This is a genomic window from Amycolatopsis circi (genome assembly GCF_003385235.1).
GTDB classification, from domain to species: Bacteria; Actinomycetota; Actinomycetes; order Mycobacteriales; family Pseudonocardiaceae; genus Amycolatopsis; species Amycolatopsis circi.
In genome coordinates, this window is the sequence record NZ_PQIA01000019.1 from 19,294 (window position 1) to 37,774 (window position 18,481).

The following is an 18,481-nucleotide window of genomic DNA, read 5'->3' on the forward strand; positions in this document are numbered from 1 at the left end:
TCAGTGCAGCGTTCCGGCCGAGGTCGGCACGTCCTCGTGCACGGTCAGCGCGGTGTCCACGACGATCCCGAGCGCTCGCGCGGTCGAGTCCAGCGGCATCCGGGCTTCCTCCGGCACGTGCACGAAACCGCCGCGCAGTCCGGGGAACTCCGTCGTGATCAGGTGCATCAGGCCGTAGAAGACTTGATTGCACACGTACGTCCCGGCGGTGTACGACACGGCCGCGGGCAATCCCGCCGCCTCGATCGCCGCGACCACCGCTTTCACCGGCAGCATGGTGAAGTACGCGGAAGGCCCGTCCGCGACCACCGGCACGTCGACCGGCTGTGCGCCCGCGTTGTCCGGGATCCGGGCGTCGATCAGGTTGATCGCCACTCGTTCCGGCGTGACGTGCTCACGTCCGCCGGCGAGCCCGGCGCACACGACCAGTTCTGGCCGGTGTGCCAGGATCGCGGCCCGCAGCGCCGGCAGCGACGCGTCGAACTCGCACGGCAGCTCTACCGCCACCGTGTCCGTCCGCCGCGCCGCTGCCAGCGAAGCTGCCTGCCAAGAAGGATTCGACGCCGCTCCGTCAAAGGGCGCGAACCCGGTCAGCAGAACTGTCACTTCGCGGCCGGTTTGAGGTCGCCCGGGTAGAGGAACTCGTCGGACGGCTTGCCGTTGCCGTAGATCCACGCGTCGAAGAAGCCCTGCAGGTCCATGCCGGACAGCTTCTCACAGTACTTCTGGAACTCCTGCATGCTTGCGTTCCCGTTGTGGTGCACGGAATTCCAGGTCTTCAGCATCCGGTCGAACGCGTCCTGGCCCATGTACTTGCTGAGCGCGTGCAGCATGACCGGGCCCTTGGAGTACACGTAGGTGAACTCGTGGCCGGGACCCATGTCGTACAGCTTGCCGTTCCAGAACTGGTCGCTGGCCGAGGCGACCTCGTTGAGGTAGGTGGCGTCGAGGTCCTCGCCGTTCTTCGCCTGCGCCCACAGCCAGGTCGCGTAGGACGCGAAGCATTCGTTGAGGCAGACGTCCTTCCAATGGTCGACGGCCACGGTGTCGCCCCACCACTGGTGCGCGTTCTCGTGCACGATCGTGCTGATGTTGCCCGCGCGGCCGGAGTAGATCGGGCGGCTCATCGTCTCGAGCGAGAACCCGATCGGCTCGGTCAGGTAGATGCCGCCCGCGGCGTCCACCGGATACTTGCCGAACTTCGATTCGAGGAAGTCGATGACCTCCGGCAGTTGGCCGTCAGCCTGCTTCGTGGCGTCCGAGGTGCCCGGCGCGTACGCGCTGACGATCGGGGTGCCGTCCTCGCGCTTGCGCTTGTTGAAGGTCCACTTGTCGATCGCGACCGTGGTCATGTACGGCGCGGTCGGGGTGTCCTCCGCCCAGACGTGCGTGGTGCCCGCGCGCGTCCGGAACGAGCCGACCTCGCGGCCGTTGGCGATCACGCCCCATTCGTTCGGGACGGTGATCGACAGCCGGAACCGGGCCTTGTTGCGCGGGGTGTCGTTGACCGGGTACCAGGTGGTGGCCGACTTCGGTTCGCCTGCCGCGAACGCGCCGCCGGACTTGGTGAACTGCCAGCCGTTCTTGCCCAGGTTCGGGTCGTTGATCGCGACCGGAACGCCGTGGTAGGCGACCTCGGCGATGAACGGCAGCCCCTTCCACAGCGGCATCTTCGGCGTGATCACGAGTTCGTGGTCTTCGGTGCGGGTGAACTTCGCGGGCATCCCGTTGACCCGGACCGAGTCGACGGTGAGGCCCCGGAGGTCCAGGTCGAACGAGCTGAGCGACTGGGTCGCCTTCGCATGGACCGTCTGGAGACCGGCGAGCTGATGGGTGTCCGGGGCGTAGTCGACCTTGAGGTCGTAGTCGGAGACCTGGTACCCGCCGTTGCCGTCCTGCGGGTAGTAGCTGTCTCCGGCGCCGTCCGAACCGGGGGTCGGCCGGTCCCAGCCGTCCTGGCCGGCCGAGGCGATTCCAGTGCCGAGCGTCAATGCGGTGAGGGTGGCTGCGACGGTCACTGCCGGGCGACGCCAGCGGTGCAGTGCTCTCATGGGCGCTCCTGTGTCTGCGTGTGAATCCTCCGCAACGTAGCGCCGAGAAGGCATGGAGTAACCGCAAGGTGGGCAGATTGTCTCGAAAGTCCACACTTCCGTCGGGCCCCCACACGGCGTGGCCGTCGTCTGGAAAGCTGGACCTCATGCGCGTCGCGCTGCTGGGTCCGCTGCGAGCGGAGGGGGAGGACGGCACGCCGATCGACATCGGCGGAGCCCGCCTTCGCATGCTCCTTTCGCGGCTCGCGCTCGACGCCGGGCGCGCGGTTTCCGCCGAGGCGCTGATCGACGGCCTGTGGGGTGCCGAACCCCCGGCCGACGCGGCCAATGCGCTCCAGTCGCTCGTCTCGCGGTTGCGCCGCGCGCTGCGGCCCGCGGGTGCCGAACTGGAGTCCGTCAACGGCGGTTACCGGCTCGCGGTGCCGCCGGAAGCGGTGGATCTCCACCGGTTCGAGCAGCTGTCCGCCGAAGGACGCCGGGAGCTTGCCGCTGGCCGGGACGGTACCGCGGCCGAATCGCTCGCTGCCGCGCTCGCGTTGTGGCGCGGGCCGGCGCTCGCGGACGTGCTGGACGCGCCGTTCGCCGCCGCGCCCGCGACTCTTCTGGAAGAGCGGCGCACGGAGACCAGCGAGGACTGGTTCGAAGCCGAGCTGCGGCTGGGCCGGCACTCGGATGTGCTCGCGGAACTCACCGCGGCCTCGCAGGCGCATCCGCTGCGGGAACGGTTGGCTGGCTTGCGCATCCGGGCGCTTTCCGCCGCTGGTCGGCAGGCCGACGCGCTCGCCGCGTACTCCGCGATCCGCACGACGCTGGCTGACGAGCTGGGCGTTGACCCGTCGGCGGAATTGCAGGAAGTGCATCTGCGTGCGCTGCGCGGCGAGTACACGCCGGTCGCCGCGGTGGCGGACCGATTGCCGCAGCGGCTCACCAGCTTCATCGGCCGTACTGACGAGCTGAAGCTGCTGGCCGAACTGCTCGAAGGATCCCGGCTGGTCACGCTCGTCGGCCCAGGTGGTGCTGGCAAGACCCGGCTCGCCACGGAGGCGGCGTCGCGGCATCCGGCGCACTCACGCGGCCTGGTGTGGTTCGTGCCGCTGGCCGGCGTGCGGGATGACGAAGACGTGTTGGCGGCGCTGCTCAACGCGTTGGAGGTCCGCGATCTCCGGACGACGGAGACCGACGCGCGGCGTCGGCAGGTCGATCCGTTCGAGCACGCGGTGGAGGCGCTTAGCGGCGCGGAAGCGTTGCTGGTGCTGGACAACTGCGAACACGTCGTGGACACCGCCGCGGAGCTGGCCGACAACTTGCTGCGTCGGCTGCCCGCGTTGCGCGTGCTCGCGACGAGCCGCGAACCGCTGGCGATCACCGGCGAAGCGCTGTGCCCGCTCGGTCCGCTGCCAGTGCCGGACGAGGCCGCGCCGCCCGCGGACGTCGGCACGCTCGATTCCGTCCGGTTGTTCCTCGACCGTGCGATGGCGGTGCGTCCGGGATTCCGGCTCGATGAGTCCACAGTGGACGCGGTGCGGCAGATCTGCCGCCGCCTCGACGGAATGCCGCTGGCGCTGGAACTGGCCGCGGCGCGGTTGCGGTCGATGACCGCCGAGCAGATCGCCGAACGCCTCGACGATCGGTTCCGGCTGCTCACCTCCGGCAGCCGGACGGCGTTGCCGCGCCAGCGCACCCTGCGCGCCGTCGTAGAGTGGAGCTGGGATCTGCTGAGCGACGCGGAGGTCCGGCTCGCCCGCAGGCTCGCGGTGTTCGCGGCGAGTTTCTCCGAAGAGGCAGTGGAAAACGTGTGCGCCGACGACGAACTGCCCGCAGACGACATCGTGTACGTACTGGGTTCGCTAGTCGAGAAGTCCATTGTGGACGTGGTGGGCATGCGGTACCGCCTGCTGGAAACCTTGCGCGCCTACGCGACCGAACGGCTCGCCGAATCCGGCGAGAAGGAGCGGATGCGGGCGGCGATGGTCGCGTACTACGCGGAACTGGCCCACCGCAACGAACCGTTGCTGCGCGGGCGGGATCAGCTGCGGGCGATCGACGTCTACGAGCACGAAAGCGACAACTTCACCGCCGCGCTGCGGGCGGCGATCGAGTCGGGCTCCGCGGAATCGGCGGCCCGGCTGTTGTTCGGATTGTTCTGGTATCTCAACATCGTCGGCCAGAACGAGCGGGCCGCGCTGTTCGTCAACGAGGTGCTCGAACTGGGCGGCAAGCTGCCGCCGGACATGGCGGCGAGCCTGCGGTTGAGCCAGGTGCTGATGCTGGCCATGTCCGGTCCGCACGAGAAGGTGAACGTTCCCGAACTGATCGAGGAATGCGTGCGGACCGGTGCGGCGGAACGGAATCCGTGGCTCTGGGTCGGGTTGCCGATAGTGGCTTACCTCAACGGCGAACGGGATCTGGCGAAGCGCGAGATCCGCCGGGCCGTCGCGCGGGACGACGTCTGGAGCCGCGCCGCCGGGTACTGGGCGGAGAGCTTCGTCCTCGGCGACACCGGCGATCTCGAGAGCGCGGACCGGGCGCGAGAGCTTGCCCACCTTGGCTTCGCCGAGGTCGGCGACCGATGGGGCCTCGGCATGACGCACGGTTTCCGGGCCGCGGCGCGATCGCAGGCCGGCGACCACGAAGGGGCGATCGCCGGGTACACCGAGGGCCTGCGGCTGGTCATGGAGCTGAGATCCCGGGACGACATCGTGCAGCAGTGGTGGCGGCTGGCCGTGGAACGTTCGCGGGCTGGCGACCAGGAGGGCGCGTGGCGGGACATGGAAGCCGCGGAACGCTACGCGGCTTCCGGCGGTAACAGCGGGCTGCGGTTGATCGTGCTGCTCGGCCGCGCTGAGCTGCTGGTCCGCGAGAACAACGTGACCGAGGCGCGAGCGGTCTTCCGGGAAATGAAGTCGGCGCGCGCGGACTGGCCGACGCCGGAGGGTTTCCAGACGGAATGGCTCGGCACCATCGAGGCCGGTTTGCTGCTCGCCGAAGGCCGCCCGGACGAAGCGGAGCCAACGGTGTTCGAGGTGATCGAGCAGACGGCCAGGCGCTTTGACATGCCGGACTTGGCTGCCATGGTCGAACTGCTGGCGCGGATCCGGTACCAGCAGGGCCGGCTGGAGTCGTCCGCTCGGATGCTCGGGCTGAGCGCGGTGGTGCGCGGACGGTTCGACCTGGGGAGCCCGGAAGTCCGGGAGCTGATCGCGAACCTGACCCGGGAACTGGGCGCGGAGCGGTACGAGGCGCTGGTGGCGGGGGTGGCGCTGATAGGCCGCGACGAGGCGATCGAAGCGGTTCGGGCGGAGCGCTCGCCGAAGTAGTCGATATCGGTGATAACTAATCCTTGCTTCCAGTGATGTTTCCGGTGATACGCTGAGTTGAGTATCACTGGAAACACCGAGGAGCTGTCATGCGTATCGTCGCCCTGGAAGAACACGTGGTCCTGCCCGTCCTGCGCGACGCGTGGGCGAAGGCGGGGGTCCAGCCGCACGTCTATCCCGAGGACCACCCAGTCACGCGACGCCTGCGCGACGTCGGCGACGGACGTCTCGCCGACATGGACGAGCAGGGCATCGACGTCGCGGTGTTGTCCCTGTCGACCCCCGGCGTGCAGAACCTTCCGACGGTAGATGCCGTGCCTGTCGCGCGGGAGGCCAACGACGCGCTCGCCGAGATCGTCGCGGCCAATCCCACGCGGTTCCAGGCCTTCGCCACGCTTCCGACGTCCTCGCCCGAAGCCGCCGTCGAGGAGCTGGAACGCGCGGTCTCCCTGGGCTTCCGCGGCGCGATGCTGTACGGCCGCACCGGCGACAAACTGGCCGACGCACCGGAATTCGACGTCATCTACGCAACCGCGGAACGGCTTCGCGTCCCGCTGCACTTCCATCCCCAAGCGCCCGTGCGGGCGGTGCAGGAGGCGTACTACTCAGAGCTGCCCAACGGCGTCGGAGCGGCTTTGGCGACCGCCGGACTCGGCTGGTACTACGACCTCGGCGTGCAATACCTGCGGATGATCTTCTCCGGAGTCTTCGACCGGCATCCCGAACTGCAGGTGATCGCCGGGCACTGGGGCGAGGTCGTGCTGTTCTACCTCGACCACGTCGGCTTCCTGCAGGAGATGGCCGGGCTGCGGCAGCCGTTGGCCGACTACTTCCGCCGGAACTTCTGGATCGCGGGCAGCGGCACGGTCAGCGAACGCTACCTGCGCTGGGCGGCGGAGATGGTCGGGACGGAGCGGATGCTGTACTCGACCGACTACCCGTACACCTTCGGCACCCGGCCCGGCGGTTTCCCTTACCTGGACACGAGCGGCGGGGTCGCGCGGTCGTTTCTGGAGACGGCGCCGTTCAGCGAAGAAGAGAAGATCGCCATCGGCTCCGGCAACTGGGAGCGGTTGACCGGCCATCTCGCGGGAGCCTCACTCGCGTGAGCCTGGCTGGAGCTGATCGAGAGTCCGCTTGATCACTTCCAGCCCGGCCGACATCGCTTCGGTCATCGGCGCGGCCAGTTCGTCGGGGAGCACGTCGCGGATCCACACCAGGCGGCACCGCTGTTGGCCGTCGGGGAGAACCTGCATGGAGGCGTTGTCGTGTTCGGGCTGGACGTCGCCGCCGACGACCGAGTAGACGATCCGGCGCGCGCCGTGGTCGACGCTGACCCGCCGTTCTCGCACGACCGTTCCGTCAGCGAAGGTGACGACCCGGCAGTCTCCCTCGGCCCGGCTGTCCTGCGCGAACCCCGGTGCCATCCGCCGGGGGCCCGCGGCGAAGTCGCCGATCACCTCCCACGCGTCGTCGGCACTGGACTCGATCACTGTTTCTTTCCGGATGGACGCCATGTCTCCTGCTTCGTTTTTCCTGCGGTGGCAATGGGTGTGCCAGCCTGCCCGGTCTCTGCCCGCGGGTCTTGAAGATTCTTGCGGGATTGTCGGACCCTCCGCTTAGCCTCCGGGAGTGCTCTCCTTCGTTGGTCTCGCCACTCGCCCGGAGTTCGCCGTCGGGGCGGTGGACTGCCGGGACGATCACCGCGGCTGGTCGGCGGAGCAGCCGCGCGAAGACGTGCGGCTCGTGCTCGTGCGCCGAGGCGGATTCCGCCGCCGCGTCCGCGGTGTCTGCGCGGACCTCGACCGCACCGTCGGTTACCTCGGGATGCCCGACGAGGAGGAGCACTTCGCCCATCCCGTCGGAGGTGACCGGTGCACCTCGATCACCCTGCCCCCCGCGTTCTGGCGCGCCCTGGCCGGCGACGCACCGGTGCTGGACCGCTCGACGCTGTACGTGGACGGTGCGCTCGACCTCTCCCATCGCCAGCTCCTCGCCGCGACCCGCGCTGCCGACACTGACTACGCGGCGGCCGAAGGACTGATCGGCCTGGCAGCCGCGGTGGTCCGGCAGGTGGTGGCCACGGCCGTCCCGGACAGCGGCCGTGCAGGCGATAGCGACCGGGCACTGGCAGCCCAAGCCCGCGCCGCGATCGGCGCCGATCATCCTGCGGCGACTGGCCTGATTCCGCTGGCCGCTCTGCTGGGCGTCTCGCCGTACCGGCTCAGCCGAGCCTTCACCCGCGAACTGGGAGTGTCGCTGACCCGCTACCGCAACCGCGTGCGCGTAGCCCGCGCGCTGGACCGGCTGGAGGCAGGCGAACCCAGCTCGGCCGCCCTCGCCGCAGACCTCGGCTTCGCCGATCAAGCTCACCTGTGCCGAACTGTGCGCGCGCACCTCGGACATACCCCGACCGCACTGCGCAGGCTGCTCGCAACAAAAAAGTGAGTGTCTGTGCCCGGCTGTGGAACCCGGACACAGACACTCACTCACAGCGCCCACACCCCCGTGAAGGACGCCCTCAGACCCGCTTGCGGTAAGCCCACGTCGCGAGCGGGAAGAACACCACGACCGCACCGGCCATCCATGCCAGGGAGCCCAGCAGGGATCCGCCGTACGCGCCGCCGTTGAGCAGGCCGCGCATCACGTCGGACATCAGGCTCACCGGGCTGATGTCCGCCCAGGCCTTCAGCCAGCCCGGCATCGTGGCCGTCGGGAGGAACACGTTGCTGCCGAACGTCAGCGGCATGATGAAGACGAACATCAGGCCCTGCGCCGCGCCAGGGGACTTCATCAGCATCCCGACGAACACCGAACCCCAGCAGAAGCACAGTCCGAACGCGATCGCCAGCAGGATCGCGAGGACGAACTCCCCGGGACCGGTCTGCACGCGGAAGCCCATCACGGTCGCCACGGTCAGCAGCACCGCCAGGCACACCACGTACCGCACGAGGTCCGCCAGCACCGCGCCCACCAAGGGCGCCGAGCGGGCGATCGGCATGGCTCGGAAGCGGTCGAAGACGCCCTTCGTGATGTCGGTGTTGAGCTGGGTGCCGACGGTCAGCGAGGCCTGCAGCACGTTCATCACAATCAGGCCCGGCACGAACGACTGCAGGTAGTTCTCGATCGAACCGCCCAGCGCGTTGCCGAACAGGTAGGTGAACATCAGCAGGAAGATGATCGGCATCAGCGTGACGTCGGCCAGCTGTTCCGGATTCTTGCGGATCTTCAGTACGCCGCGCCAGGCAAGGGAAAACGCGTGTTTCGTGCCCTGGGCGAGGCTGATGTGCCGGGGCGGGGCCACGGCGGTCGCGGTCGTCACGACCTGCTCCCTTCGAGTTCGCGGTCCGGCTTCGGCTCCTCGGCCGCGTGCCCGGTCAGCGCGAGGAACACCTCGTCGAGACTGGGCAGCCGCAGCGCCAGCTCGTCGGAGGTGATGCCCGCCGAGTCGAGGCGGCGCACCAGCGTGGACAGCAGCACCGGGTCGGACACCGGCGCGGTCAGCAGCCCGGTCGCGTTGTCGCGGATCGGCCGGACGCCGGTGAGTTCGGCCAGGATGCGGTCGACCTCGTCGAGATCGCGCAGCGACGTCGGCCGCACCTGCAGCGTCTGCCCGCCGACCCGTCGCTTCAGCTCGTCCGCGCGGCCGTCGGCGACCACGTGGCCGTGGTCGAACACGGTGATCCGGTCGGCCAGCTGGTCGGCCTCCTCCAGATACTGCGTGGTGAGCAGCACCGTCGCGCCGTCGGCGACGAGGCTGCGGACCACCGCCCACACCTCGTTGCGCGCGTGCGGGTCGAGTCCGGTGGTCGGCTCGTCCAGGTACAGCACGGCGGGACGGCCGACGAGGCTCGCCGCCAGGTCGAGCCGGCGTCGCATGCCGCCGGAATACGTCCGGATCGGCCGCTTGGCCGCGTCGGTCAGCTCGAACCGCTCCAGCAGTTCTGCCGCCCGCGCCCGGGCGTCGGCCCGGGACAGGTTCAGCAGCTTGCCGATCAGCACCAGGTTCTCGGTGCCGCTCAGGTCCTCGTCCACCGACGCGTACTGCCCGGTGAGCCCGATCAGCCCGCGCACCCGGACCGGGTCGCGGACCACGTCGTAACCCCCGACCGTGGCGCGCCCCGCGTCCGGTCTCAGCAGGGTGGCCAGGATACGGACCGCGGTCGTCTTGCCCGCGCCGTTCGGCCCGAGCACCCCGACCACCTTCCCGAACGGGACCTCCAGGTCCACGCCGTCCAGCGCCTTCGTCTCCCCGAAATGCTTGACCAGGCCCTCGGCCTGGATCGCGTGCGACATGTCGCCTCCTCCTGTGACGCTCCAGCACACTGTGGACGGAGTCGCTGGCAAGCCGCGCACACGGCGCTGACACGGACCTGTCAGCGGGGCCCCGGCATACTCGGGATCATGGTGATGGAGGCGCGGACGCGAACCCGGCTGGTCACGAGCCTGCTCGTGCTGGTCGGCCTGCCACTGCTGGCGGTGGCTGTGCTGCGCACGATCGGCTGGGACGGCAGCGGCTGGTACCTGACCGCGCTGCTCGCGCTGACCCCGTACTTCGTCATCTACGGCGTCCTGCTGGCCGCGCTCGCACTGTTGCTGCGGCGGTGGTGGGTCGGCGGCGTCGCGCTGGCGTTGTCCGCGCTGCTGGCGGTGTACGTCGCGCCGCGGGTGATCCCCGACGACCAGCCCGCGGCGCACGGGAAGACGGTGCGCGTACTGGCCGCCAATCTCTACCTGGGCCAGGCCGATCCGGCGGCGCTCGTGCGGCTGGTCCGGGAGCATCGGATCGACGTGCTGAACCTGGTGGAGATGACGCCTGCCGCGATGTCCGGGCTGGAGAAGGCCGGGCTGTTCCAGACGCTGCCGTACCGCGTGATGCATCCGGTGTCCGGTGTGGACGGTTCGGGCATCGTGTCGCGCTATCCGCTGACGGAAGAGGACTACACCGGCGATTCGGTCCAGAAGCAGCCTGGTGCGGAGGCAGATCTCGGCGGCGGGACGACGTTGGAGATCGTGGCCGCGCATCCGCGTTCGCCGGACTCCGGGTATTACCAGTGGGAGCGAGAGATGCGGGACCTGTCGCGCGCGATCGGCGAGCACGGGCTGCGCGTGGTGGCCGGAGATTTCAACGCGACCCTCGACCATGCCGCGCTGCGGACGGTGCTGTCCCGCGGATATGTCGACTCGGCGGAGGCACGCGGCGACGGGATGGTCCCGACTTGGTCGACGTCGGCGGTCCCGCTTGTGCCGCTGGATCACGTGCTGGTGGACCGCCGGGTGGCGATCCGGGATTACCAGGCTTTCGATGTGCCAGGAAGCGATCACCGGGCGGTTTACGCGGAGGTGCAGTTGCCGTGACGACCTTGCGGCCAAGCAACGGGGCAGCCGAGTACCCGAGGCTGCTGGAGGTCTGGCGCAGCGCCGTCGAGGCGACGCACGACTTCCTGGCACCTGTGGACGTCGAGTACTACGCCACGCGCGTCCCGCTCTACTTCCCGGAAGTGGACCTGACCGTGGCGGAGGTCGACGGAATCGCCGTGGGTTTCTCGGGAATCGCCGAGGGAAAGCTGGAAATGCTGTTCGTGCACGACGATTTCCGCGGTCGCGGCGTCGGCACGGCGTTGCTGCGCGCGGCGCTGGACCGCTTCCCGGATCTCACGCTGGACGTGAACGAGCAAAACCCGCAGGCGATCGGTTTCTATCTGCACCACGGGTTCGAGGTCGTCGGCAGGCAGGAGACCGATTCGGACGGCCGCCCGTTTCCCTTGCTGGAACTCAACCGAGCTTGACCAACGTCTCCAGCGCGCCGGCGGCGAGCGAAACCCCGCGGCCATGCCGGATCTGCGGCTCCCGCGGATTGATCCGGATCAGCGCACCCGTCGCCGCGCTGGCGAGTTCGGAATACCGCCGAACCGTCGGAACCGCTTGCCCGGCACCGATTTCGACCACCACCGCGTCGCGATGTGCGCGCCGCCAATCAGCCAGCTCGTCCAGCTGTTCCTGACTCCGGTCGGGAACCCAGTCGAAATCCCCGAACATCAGAATGTTCGGCCTCGCCAAACTGCCACAGCGCGGACACGACGGCAACGGCGGCCGAGCACGCATCGTCGTCTCGTCCAACTCGACCGAGATGTCCTCAGCCGACCAGATCTCCCGCGAACACCCGGCCAGGCACTGCAGATGGTGGATCGACCCGTGCGCCTCGGCCACGTGCGGAAACCCCGCCGCCTGAAACTGTCCGTCCACATTGGACGTGAAAACGCGCACGCCGCCCGGTTTCGCCAGCCCCCATTCGAGAAGCAGACTGAACCCGCGATGCGGCACCGTTTTCCGGTACAGGTCGAGCCGGTGCCCGTAGAAACCCCACGCCAGCTCCGGATCCGAGGCGAAATGCCGCGGATCAGCCAACTCCTCGAACCGCAGCCCGAGCCCGGCGTACGGCGGATACGCCCGCCAAAACCCTTCCCCGCCACGAAAATCGGGCAGACCGGAGTCGACGCCCATCCCGGCGCCGGCGCACACGAGCAGCGCGCCGGCGCCCGAGATCAGCTCGGCGGCGCGGGCGAGTTCGTCACTCACCCGGCTTCGATGCCTGCACGACCTCGAACTCCAGCAAATTCGCGCCGGTCGACACCGGGTTCTTGCGCTCGCCCGCGTGCGCCTCGCGCGCCGGACCGCCCGCCCATGCCTGGTAGTGCTCCTCGGTTTCCCACTTCGTGTACACGAAGTAGCGCTTCTCGCCCGCGATCGGGCGGAGCAGCTCGAAGCCGAGGAACCCCTCCTGGTTGTCGACGGAGTGCAGCCGCGCGGCGAAACGCTTCTCCAACTCCGGGCCGGCGCCTTCAGGGACCTCGATTGCGTTGATCTTGACTACAGCCATGCTCGCAGTTTATTGCACGCTGTGTTTGATGGCGCCGACTCCGTCGTCGCGGGCGGGATCGCCTTTAAGTCGGCGTGCGGAGGGGCAGTGCGCCCGGCCCGGGGGGCCGTTCACACTGCCCCTCCGCACGCCGACGCGATCCCGCGTTTGGGTTGCGTTGGGGAGGCGTGGGGCTGGTTCGGGGTCGCGGTTCGTGCCACTCTGCTCACATGGGGGACGACGAAGTCTTTGGCACCGAATTGGCCCGCAACCTGCAGCGTCTCGTGAAAGCCGCGGCGGAGTCGGCCGGTTCGGGCAACGGGAATGAGCTGATCGGCCGCGTCATCGGGCACCTCGGCGTGCCGCTCGCGCAGGCGCTGGTGGTCACGCGCAACTTCGAGGACTGGGAGCACGCGAACATCCAGGCCGGGGTCGACGCGTACCTCGCCGAGCACGGGGTCGGCACGGACTGGTTCGGCATCGCCGGTGGTCTGCGCGGGCACGAGGACCTGGTCGGCATGCTGGTCACGGCCAAACAGCACGGCCACTACGAGCTGGGCGCGGTGGACTACGCGACAGTCGCGATCGGCCCGGACGAGGCGGCGGATGTCGTCCAGCTGGGCCTGGTCGGCACGGTCGCACCGGACGGCTCCCAGGTGCTGATCGGGGTGCGTGGTGCCGCACCGCAGTACGGGCAGGTGAACTGCCGCCTCGAGGTGATGGCCGAGGACCGGCGGGCAGCGACCGAGACCCGGGATCGCATCGAAGCACTGATGACCGAGCACGACGTGCTGCGCGGCCAGGTGATCGCGTTCGGCTTGAGCGAGCACCGCAACAACGAGCTGGTCACCTTCCTGCCGCGGCCAGAGCTGAGCAAGGAAGACGTGGTGCTGCCGGACGGCGTCCTCGAAGCGATCGAGCGGCACACCATCGGCATCGCCGAGCACGGCGCGCGCCTGGCCGCGGCGGGCCAGCATCTGAAGCGCGGTCTCCTGCTGCACGGCGCGCCCGGCACTGGAAAAACGCACACCGTGCGGTACCTGATGGGTCAGCTCCCGGACTGCACGGTCGTGATCCTGACCGGCACCGCGATGCGGTTCATCTCGAAAGCCGCTTCGCTGGCGCGCCGGCTGCAGCCGAGCATCATGGTGCTGGAGGACGTTGACCTGATCGCCGAGGACCGCGACCTCGTGCACGGCCCGACGCCGCTGCTGTTCAGCCTGCTCGACGCGATGGACGGCGTCGGCGGTGACGCGGATGTCACCTTCCTGCTCACCACCAACCGGGCGAGCAGTCTGGAGAAAGCGCTGGCAGACCGTCCGGGCCGGGTCGATCTGGCGGTCGAGGTGCCGCTGCCCGACGCGGCAGGTCGGGAAGCGTTGCTGCGCCTGTACTCGCGTGGCCTGGAGCTGACGGCTGATCTGGCCCCAGTGGTCGAGGCGACGGACGGTGTCACGGCGTCGTTCATGAAGGAGTTGCTTCGCCGGGCGTCACTGCACGCGTTGGCGCTTCGGCCCGACGAACCCGTGCGGGTCGGTGACATCGAACTGGGCGAGGCCCTAGCCGAGATGAACGATGCTCGCAGCAGCCTGACCAGGTCGTTGCTAGGCAGTCAGGGCCGCAACCCGCCCGGGTAGAGATCAGCGTCCGACGGCAGTTTCGTCCCGTGGAACCAGTCGTTGAGGAACCCGCTCAAATCGCGTCCGGCGACCTTCGACCTGGCGGTCGAGGTGCCGCTGCCGGACGCGGCAGGTCGGGAAGCGTTGCTGCGCCTGTACTCGCGTGGCCTGGAGCTGACGGCTGATCTGGCCCCAGTGGTCGAGGCGACCGACGGCGTCACGGCGTCGTTCATGAAGGAGCTGCTTCGCCGGGCGTCACTGCACGCGTTGGCGCTTCGGCCGGATGACGAAGTGCGGGTCGGCGACGACGAGCTTGGCGAGGCGCTGGCCGAGATGAACGACGCGCGCAGCAGTCTGACCAGGTCGTTGCTAGGCAGTCAGGGTCGCAACCCGCCCGGGTAGAGATCGGCGTCCGACGGCAGTTTCGTCCCGTGGAACCAGTCGTTGAGGAACCCGCTCAAATCGCGTCCGGCGACCTTCGACACGAGCTTCTCGAAGTCCGCCCACGTCGCGTTGCTGTTGCGGTGCTCGCCGACCCATTCGTGCAATACCATCTCGAATCCCGGTTCGCCCAGTTCCCGGCGCAGCGCGTGCACCGCCAGGATGCCCTTGTCGTACGCGCCCTCGAACAGGTGCTCCGGGCCCATGTCGACGAGTTTCTGGCCCCAGAAATCCTTGCTGCCCTGGGTGATTTCGACAGCCGCGCGGTAGCGGTCGTCCAGGTTCTGGCCCTCGCGTTCGCCCCACATCCACTGCGCGTACGACGCGAAGCATTCGTTCAGGCAGATGTCCGCCCACGAGTCGAGCGACACCGAATCGCCGAACCACTGGTGCGCGTTCTCGTGCACCAAAGTCAGAATTTCCGCCCATTTCGCATAAGTGGGACGGGTTTGCGTTTCCAGGGAGAAGTGGATGTCCTCGTCGAGGTAGATCCCGCCGGCCGCGCTCTGCGGGTATTTGCCGAACTTGCTCTCCAGGAACGAGAGCACCTCGGGCAGCCGGTCGCCGGTGGCCTCGCGGGGTTCGGCGCCGGGCGCGTAGCCGGAAACGACTGGCGTGCCGTCCGGCAGCTTGGAGCGCTGCACGGTGAACTTGTCGATCGCGATCGTGGTCAGGTAGCTGGCCACCGGATTCGGATCGCCCCACGTCGTGGTGGTTTTGCCGTCTTTGGCGCTGGTGCCCTGCTCCCGGCCGTTGGACAGCACCGTCCAGCCGGTGGGCACATGCGCGGTCAGCGTGAAGGTCGCCTTGTCGCGCGGGGTTTCATTGACCGGGTACCAGAACGACGCCGAATGCGGCTCGCCGACCAGGTATACGCCGCCGTCCTCGGAGCGAGCCCAGCCGTTTTCCGACCCGCCGTCGTGCGGGGTTTTCGCCGGAATACCCGAATAGCGCACGCGCGTCCGGAACGTCGAACCCGACCGCAGCGGCTCGGCCGGAGTCACGACCAGTTTGTTCTTCTCCCGGCTGTATTTCGCCGGTTTTCCGTCGATCTCCACCGCGGAAACATCCAGCCCGCGCAGGTCGAGGTCGAAGCGGCTGAGGTCTTGGGTGGCTTTCGCGGAGACTGTGGTGTCGCCGTCGAGACGGCCGCTCGGCGGGTCGTAGCTGACGTCGACGTGGTAGTCGAGAGCGTCGTATCCGCCGTTGCCGTCGTCCGGGAAGTACGGGTCGCCCGCGCTGTTCGCGCCTGGTGCCGGATGCATCGGCGGCAACGGCGGAGCAGCGGGCCCGGCGGGGCTGCACGCGGACAGCGCAAGCACACCGATGAGGGCGAGGACGGCGGTCTGGCGGCTGCGCATTCCTTCACCCTAAGGGCAGGTTTGTGATGAAGTAGCCGTGAAAACCCAGGAGGACTAATGCGACCAGGCCTGATCGACTTCGGCGGCGACGAACGCCCCGGCGTGTCGATCCTGCTGCTGCACGGGCTGATGGGCCGCGCCCGCACCTGGTGGCCGGTCGCGCAATGGCTCAAGCGATACGGCCGCGTGTACGCCCTCGACGCCCGTGGTCACGGGCGTGCGCCGCACACTGGGCCGTGGACCACCGAACAGTTCGCGGAGGACGTCGCGGACGTGCTGGCCGACCTCGGTCCGTCCGTGCTGATCGGGCATTCGATGGGCGGGCTGCACGCGTGGGCCACCGCGGCGAAGTATCCGGAGCTGGTGCGCGCGGTGGTCAGCGAGGATTTCGCCCCGGACCAGCGCGGACGCACTGTCGAAACCTGGCGTGGCTACTTCGAGAGCTGGCCGGTGCCGTTCGAGTCGCTGGCGCACGTACGCGAGTTCTTCGGCACCGCGGGCGACTACTTCACCGAATGCGTCGAGGAACGCGAAGACGGCTATCACCTGATCGCCGACCTGGAGAATCTGTACGAGATCGCCGCCGAATGGGGCCGCCGGGACTACTGGTCCATTGTGGACGGTATCCGCTGTCCGCTGCTGCTGGTCGAGGGCGAGTACACCGCGATGCCCGCTGGTCAGCAAGCCGAGGTCGCGGCGCGGGTGCCCGGCGCCAAGCACCTGGTCGTGGCGGGGGCGGCGCACCTGCCGCACGCCGAGGTGCCGGAGACGTATCGCGGCGCGGTGGAGGCGTTCCTGTCCTCGTGAGTGTTTATGCCGGTTCTAACCGGCATAAACACTCACGAGAACCCGACCCGTGCGCAGCCCTCGCTCACGCACGCGCCCGCCCTTCACTCCCTGCTCAGCTCGCTTCGCCAAGCCGCCACTGACCGTCCGCCCGGCACGATCAACGGCCAGACGTCCGAGCCGAGGTAGGCGGATTCGTCGCTGGCTCGGGCAGCGGTGCAGCTGTCGCGGGAAAGCCCGTGCGCGACAGCCAGCGAGGACACCGCATCAGCGGTGGCCTCGCCGAACACGCCGTCGGTGGGCACGCCGAACCCGGCAGCGCGCAGGAACTGTTGCGCGGTCCTCACCTGCGGCCCAGTGTCACCCGGTTTGAGCAGCGGCCACTCCGGCGCGTCGAGCCGCGCGACAGACAGCCCGAGCTGCTGGCCGACCGCCGTCCGCAGCTCCGGGAGCCGGTTGTAGAGCACCTGGCCGCAACACTCGGTCGAGTTGAAATCGCGGTGGCCCTTGATGAACTCGGGCGTGATGCCGTACTGGTGCGCGATGTAGGCGATCAGCTGCACGAGCGAATCCCACAGCGCGACCGGCACGTCGACCGTGCTGTAGAGGCCCTCGTTCTCGATGCCGAGGCATTCGCTGTTGTGGTTGGCCACGTTCGCGCCCTGCACGTGCTGCTTCCCGCCGCGCAGGATTTCGAGGCTGCGGTGCCGCCCCTCGGTGACGAAGCCGCCGCGGCTGTTCGTGAACTGCTGGCCGGTGTCGATCCAGCCGCGGGTGTCCATGTGGAAGTTCTGGATGTCCCGCGAGATCTGCAACGCGTGCGCCAGCGAGTAGTCGGTGTTGTTGCCGGGATCGACGGTGTGGTGCACCACGATGTACGTCGGCTTGTGGTTCTCCACCACGATCGCACCCGACGCGGGCCGGGCGTTCCACTCGGCCGTCGAATGGATGACCGGCGTGCTGACGGCGGCCGCGGATCTCGCCGTGGCGAACCCCAAAGCGCCCACGGCGGTGACGGTGAGGCCGCCCTTCAAGACGGCACGACGCGTTGCTTCCCCCATGCGGAACTCCTCAGCCTGCAAGTGCGACGGGAGGAAAGCTAACCCGGCGCCCCGGAGGGGACAACTTTTTGCCGACTTTCGTCGTAGTGCGTCAGTGTTCCCCGGGAAGCGCGAAGAGCCCGTCGCGGGTTTGCTCCAGCAGACCGTCCACGAGCAGCGAGTCCAGGCACCGGTCGCGCTGGCCGGATTCGTGCCACACGAGGTCCAGCCGGGCCTTCTCGACCGGCCCCTCGCTGCCGCGCAGGACGTCCAGCAGCAGCCCGCGCACCTGCCGGTCGGTGCCGGCGAACTTCTGCACCGGCTTGGCCGGACCGGCGTATTCGGGACGGCCGTTGTGCTGCCAGGCGCATTCGGCGTAAATCGGGCAGTCCGCGCACTTCGGCGACCGGGCGGTGCAGATCAGCGCGCCCAGCTCCATCAACGCCGCGGACAGCTTCGCCGCGGGCGCGTCCTCGGCGGGAAGCAACGCTTCGACGTCCGCCATGTCGCGGGTATTCGACGCCGGGCCCGCGTCGCCCGCGCCATGAACGGCACGCGCGACTACCCGTCGGACGTTCGTATCCACGACCGGCGCACGCTTGCCGTACGCGAACGCCGCCACCGCGCGCGCCGTGTACGCGCCGATACCCGGCAACGCGAGCAGAGTGTCCACATCGGACGGAACGACGTCGCCGTGCTCCTGCGCGATAACGGTGGCGGCGGCATGCAGCCGAAGCGCGCGGCGCGGATAGCCGAGCTTGCCCCACGCGCGCACGACCTCGCCGGTGGTCTCCGCGGCCAGCGCCGAGGGCACCGGCCAGCGGGCCATCCACTCCAGCCAGATCGGCTGGACGCGCGAGACCGGCGTCTGCTGCAGCATGATTTCGCTGACCAGCACGCCCCACGCCGAGCAGTCCGGTTCCCGCCACGGCAGGTCCCGGCCGACATCGGCGAACCACTCGATCAGAACATCGGTGTCAACTGCCACCCCGCCATTGAATACGACG

The 18,481-nt window shown here is 68.8% G+C and carries 18 protein-coding genes; 8 read left to right on the plus strand and 10 right to left on the minus strand.

Annotated elements, in window-relative coordinates; translation table 11 throughout:
* A complete protein-coding gene (gene pcp / locus D0D37_RS10130) occupies nt 1–606 on the minus strand; it encodes a pyroglutamyl-peptidase I (RefSeq protein WP_208719889.1) in 606 nt (201 codons plus the stop codon).
* Nucleotides 603–2,051 carry a M1 family metallopeptidase gene (locus tag D0D37_RS10135; RefSeq protein WP_116200251.1) on the minus strand — a complete coding sequence of 483 codons (1,449 nt, stop codon included), beginning with the start codon at nt 2,049–2,051 and terminating at the stop codon, nt 603–605. The genes pcp and D0D37_RS10135 overlap by 4 nt, the downstream gene beginning before the upstream one ends.
* A 146-nt stretch (nt 2,052–2,197) precedes the next feature.
* Between D0D37_RS10135 and D0D37_RS10140 the strand changes: the two genes are divergently transcribed.
* Together D0D37_RS10140 and D0D37_RS10145 are read left to right on the plus strand one after the other, a co-directional pair.
* Nucleotides 2,198–5,368, plus strand: coding sequence for an AfsR/SARP family transcriptional regulator (locus tag D0D37_RS10140; protein WP_116200252.1), 3,171 nt, complete (start codon nt 2,198–2,200; stop codon nt 5,366–5,368).
* Nucleotides 5,369–5,457: 89 nt separating this feature from the next.
* Nucleotides 5,458–6,477: an amidohydrolase family protein gene (locus D0D37_RS10145; protein ID WP_116200253.1), complete on the plus strand. Its 1,020-nt coding sequence runs from the start codon at nt 5,458–5,460 to the stop codon at nt 6,475–6,477.
* On the opposite strand, the gene D0D37_RS10150 is transcribed toward D0D37_RS10145, so the two are convergent.
* Nucleotides 6,466–6,885, minus strand: a complete 420-nt coding sequence (locus D0D37_RS10150) for an SRPBCC family protein (protein ID WP_116200254.1) — start codon at nt 6,883–6,885, stop codon at nt 6,466–6,468. The genes D0D37_RS10145 and D0D37_RS10150 overlap by 12 nt on opposite strands.
* A gap of 115 nt (nt 6,886–7,000) precedes the next feature.
* On the opposite strand from D0D37_RS10150, the gene D0D37_RS10155 reads away from it, so the two are divergent.
* A complete protein-coding gene (locus tag D0D37_RS10155; protein WP_116200255.1) occupies nt 7,001–7,816 on the plus strand; it encodes a helix-turn-helix domain-containing protein in 816 nt (271 codons plus the stop codon).
* A 73-nt stretch (nt 7,817–7,889) separates the two neighbouring features.
* Here the strand turns inward: D0D37_RS10155 and D0D37_RS10160 are convergent, their stop codons facing one another.
* Nucleotides 7,890–8,690: an ABC transporter permease gene (locus D0D37_RS10160; protein ID WP_116200256.1), complete on the minus strand. Its 801-nt coding sequence runs from the start codon at nt 8,688–8,690 to the stop codon at nt 7,890–7,892.
* On the minus strand, nt 8,687–9,664 hold the full coding sequence (locus tag D0D37_RS10165; RefSeq protein ID WP_116200257.1) for an ATP-binding cassette domain-containing protein: 978 nt from the start codon (nt 9,662–9,664) through the stop codon (nt 8,687–8,689). Before D0D37_RS10165 ends, D0D37_RS10160 begins: the two co-directional genes overlap by 4 nt.
* 108 nt (nt 9,665–9,772) lie before the next feature.
* Between D0D37_RS10165 and D0D37_RS10170 the strand changes: the two genes are divergently transcribed.
* Entirely contained in the window at nt 9,773–10,726 is a 954-nt protein-coding gene (locus D0D37_RS10170; RefSeq protein ID WP_116200258.1) for an endonuclease/exonuclease/phosphatase family protein, read from the plus strand.
* Nucleotides 10,723–11,157 (plus strand): acetyltransferase, encoded by a 435-nt coding sequence (locus D0D37_RS10175; protein WP_116200259.1) that lies wholly within the window; start codon nt 10,723–10,725, stop codon nt 11,155–11,157. Before D0D37_RS10170 ends, D0D37_RS10175 begins: the two co-directional genes overlap by 4 nt.
* Here D0D37_RS10175 and D0D37_RS10180 read toward each other — a convergent pair.
* Entirely contained in the window at nt 11,144–11,947 is an 804-nt protein-coding gene (locus D0D37_RS10180) for an SIR2 family NAD-dependent protein deacylase (protein WP_116200260.1), read from the minus strand. The two genes, D0D37_RS10175 and D0D37_RS10180, sit on opposite strands and share 14 nt — an antisense overlap.
* Nucleotides 11,940–12,248, minus strand: coding sequence for an antibiotic biosynthesis monooxygenase family protein (locus tag D0D37_RS10185; protein WP_116200261.1), 309 nt, complete (start codon nt 12,246–12,248; stop codon nt 11,940–11,942). The genes D0D37_RS10180 and D0D37_RS10185 overlap by 8 nt, the downstream gene beginning before the upstream one ends.
* Nucleotides 12,249–12,457: 209 nt before the next feature.
* On the opposite strand from D0D37_RS10185, the gene D0D37_RS46495 reads away from it, so the two are divergent.
* Together D0D37_RS46495 and D0D37_RS10195 are read left to right on the plus strand one after the other, a co-directional pair.
* Nucleotides 12,458–13,864 carry an AAA family ATPase gene (locus D0D37_RS46495; RefSeq protein ID WP_162834146.1) on the plus strand — a complete coding sequence of 469 codons (1,407 nt, stop codon included), beginning with the start codon at nt 12,458–12,460 and terminating at the stop codon, nt 13,862–13,864.
* A 42-nt stretch (nt 13,865–13,906) separates the two neighbouring features.
* Nucleotides 13,907–14,248, plus strand: coding sequence for an ATP-binding protein (locus D0D37_RS10195; protein ID WP_244223465.1), 342 nt, complete (start codon nt 13,907–13,909; stop codon nt 14,246–14,248).
* On the opposite strand, the gene D0D37_RS10200 is transcribed toward D0D37_RS10195, so the two are convergent.
* Nucleotides 14,224–15,648 carry a M1 family metallopeptidase gene (locus D0D37_RS10200; RefSeq protein WP_116200262.1) on the minus strand — a complete coding sequence of 475 codons (1,425 nt, stop codon included), beginning with the start codon at nt 15,646–15,648 and terminating at the stop codon, nt 14,224–14,226. The two genes, D0D37_RS10195 and D0D37_RS10200, sit on opposite strands and share 25 nt — an antisense overlap.
* A gap of 57 nt (nt 15,649–15,705) precedes the next feature.
* On the opposite strand from D0D37_RS10200, the gene D0D37_RS10205 reads away from it, so the two are divergent.
* On the plus strand, nt 15,706–16,455 hold the full coding sequence (locus D0D37_RS10205; protein ID WP_208719890.1) for an alpha/beta fold hydrolase: 750 nt from the start codon (nt 15,706–15,708) through the stop codon (nt 16,453–16,455).
* 83 nt (nt 16,456–16,538) lie between these two features.
* Here the strand turns inward: D0D37_RS10205 and D0D37_RS10210 are convergent, their stop codons facing one another.
* Nucleotides 16,539–17,495 carry a peptidoglycan recognition protein family protein gene (locus tag D0D37_RS10210; RefSeq protein ID WP_116200263.1) on the minus strand — a complete coding sequence of 319 codons (957 nt, stop codon included), beginning with the start codon at nt 17,493–17,495 and terminating at the stop codon, nt 16,539–16,541.
* Nucleotides 17,496–17,586: 91 nt separating this feature from the next.
* On the minus strand, nt 17,587–18,462 hold the full coding sequence (locus D0D37_RS10215) for an HhH-GPD family protein (RefSeq protein ID WP_116200264.1): 876 nt from the start codon (nt 18,460–18,462) through the stop codon (nt 17,587–17,589).
* Nucleotides 18,463–18,481 lie beyond the last annotated feature (19 nt).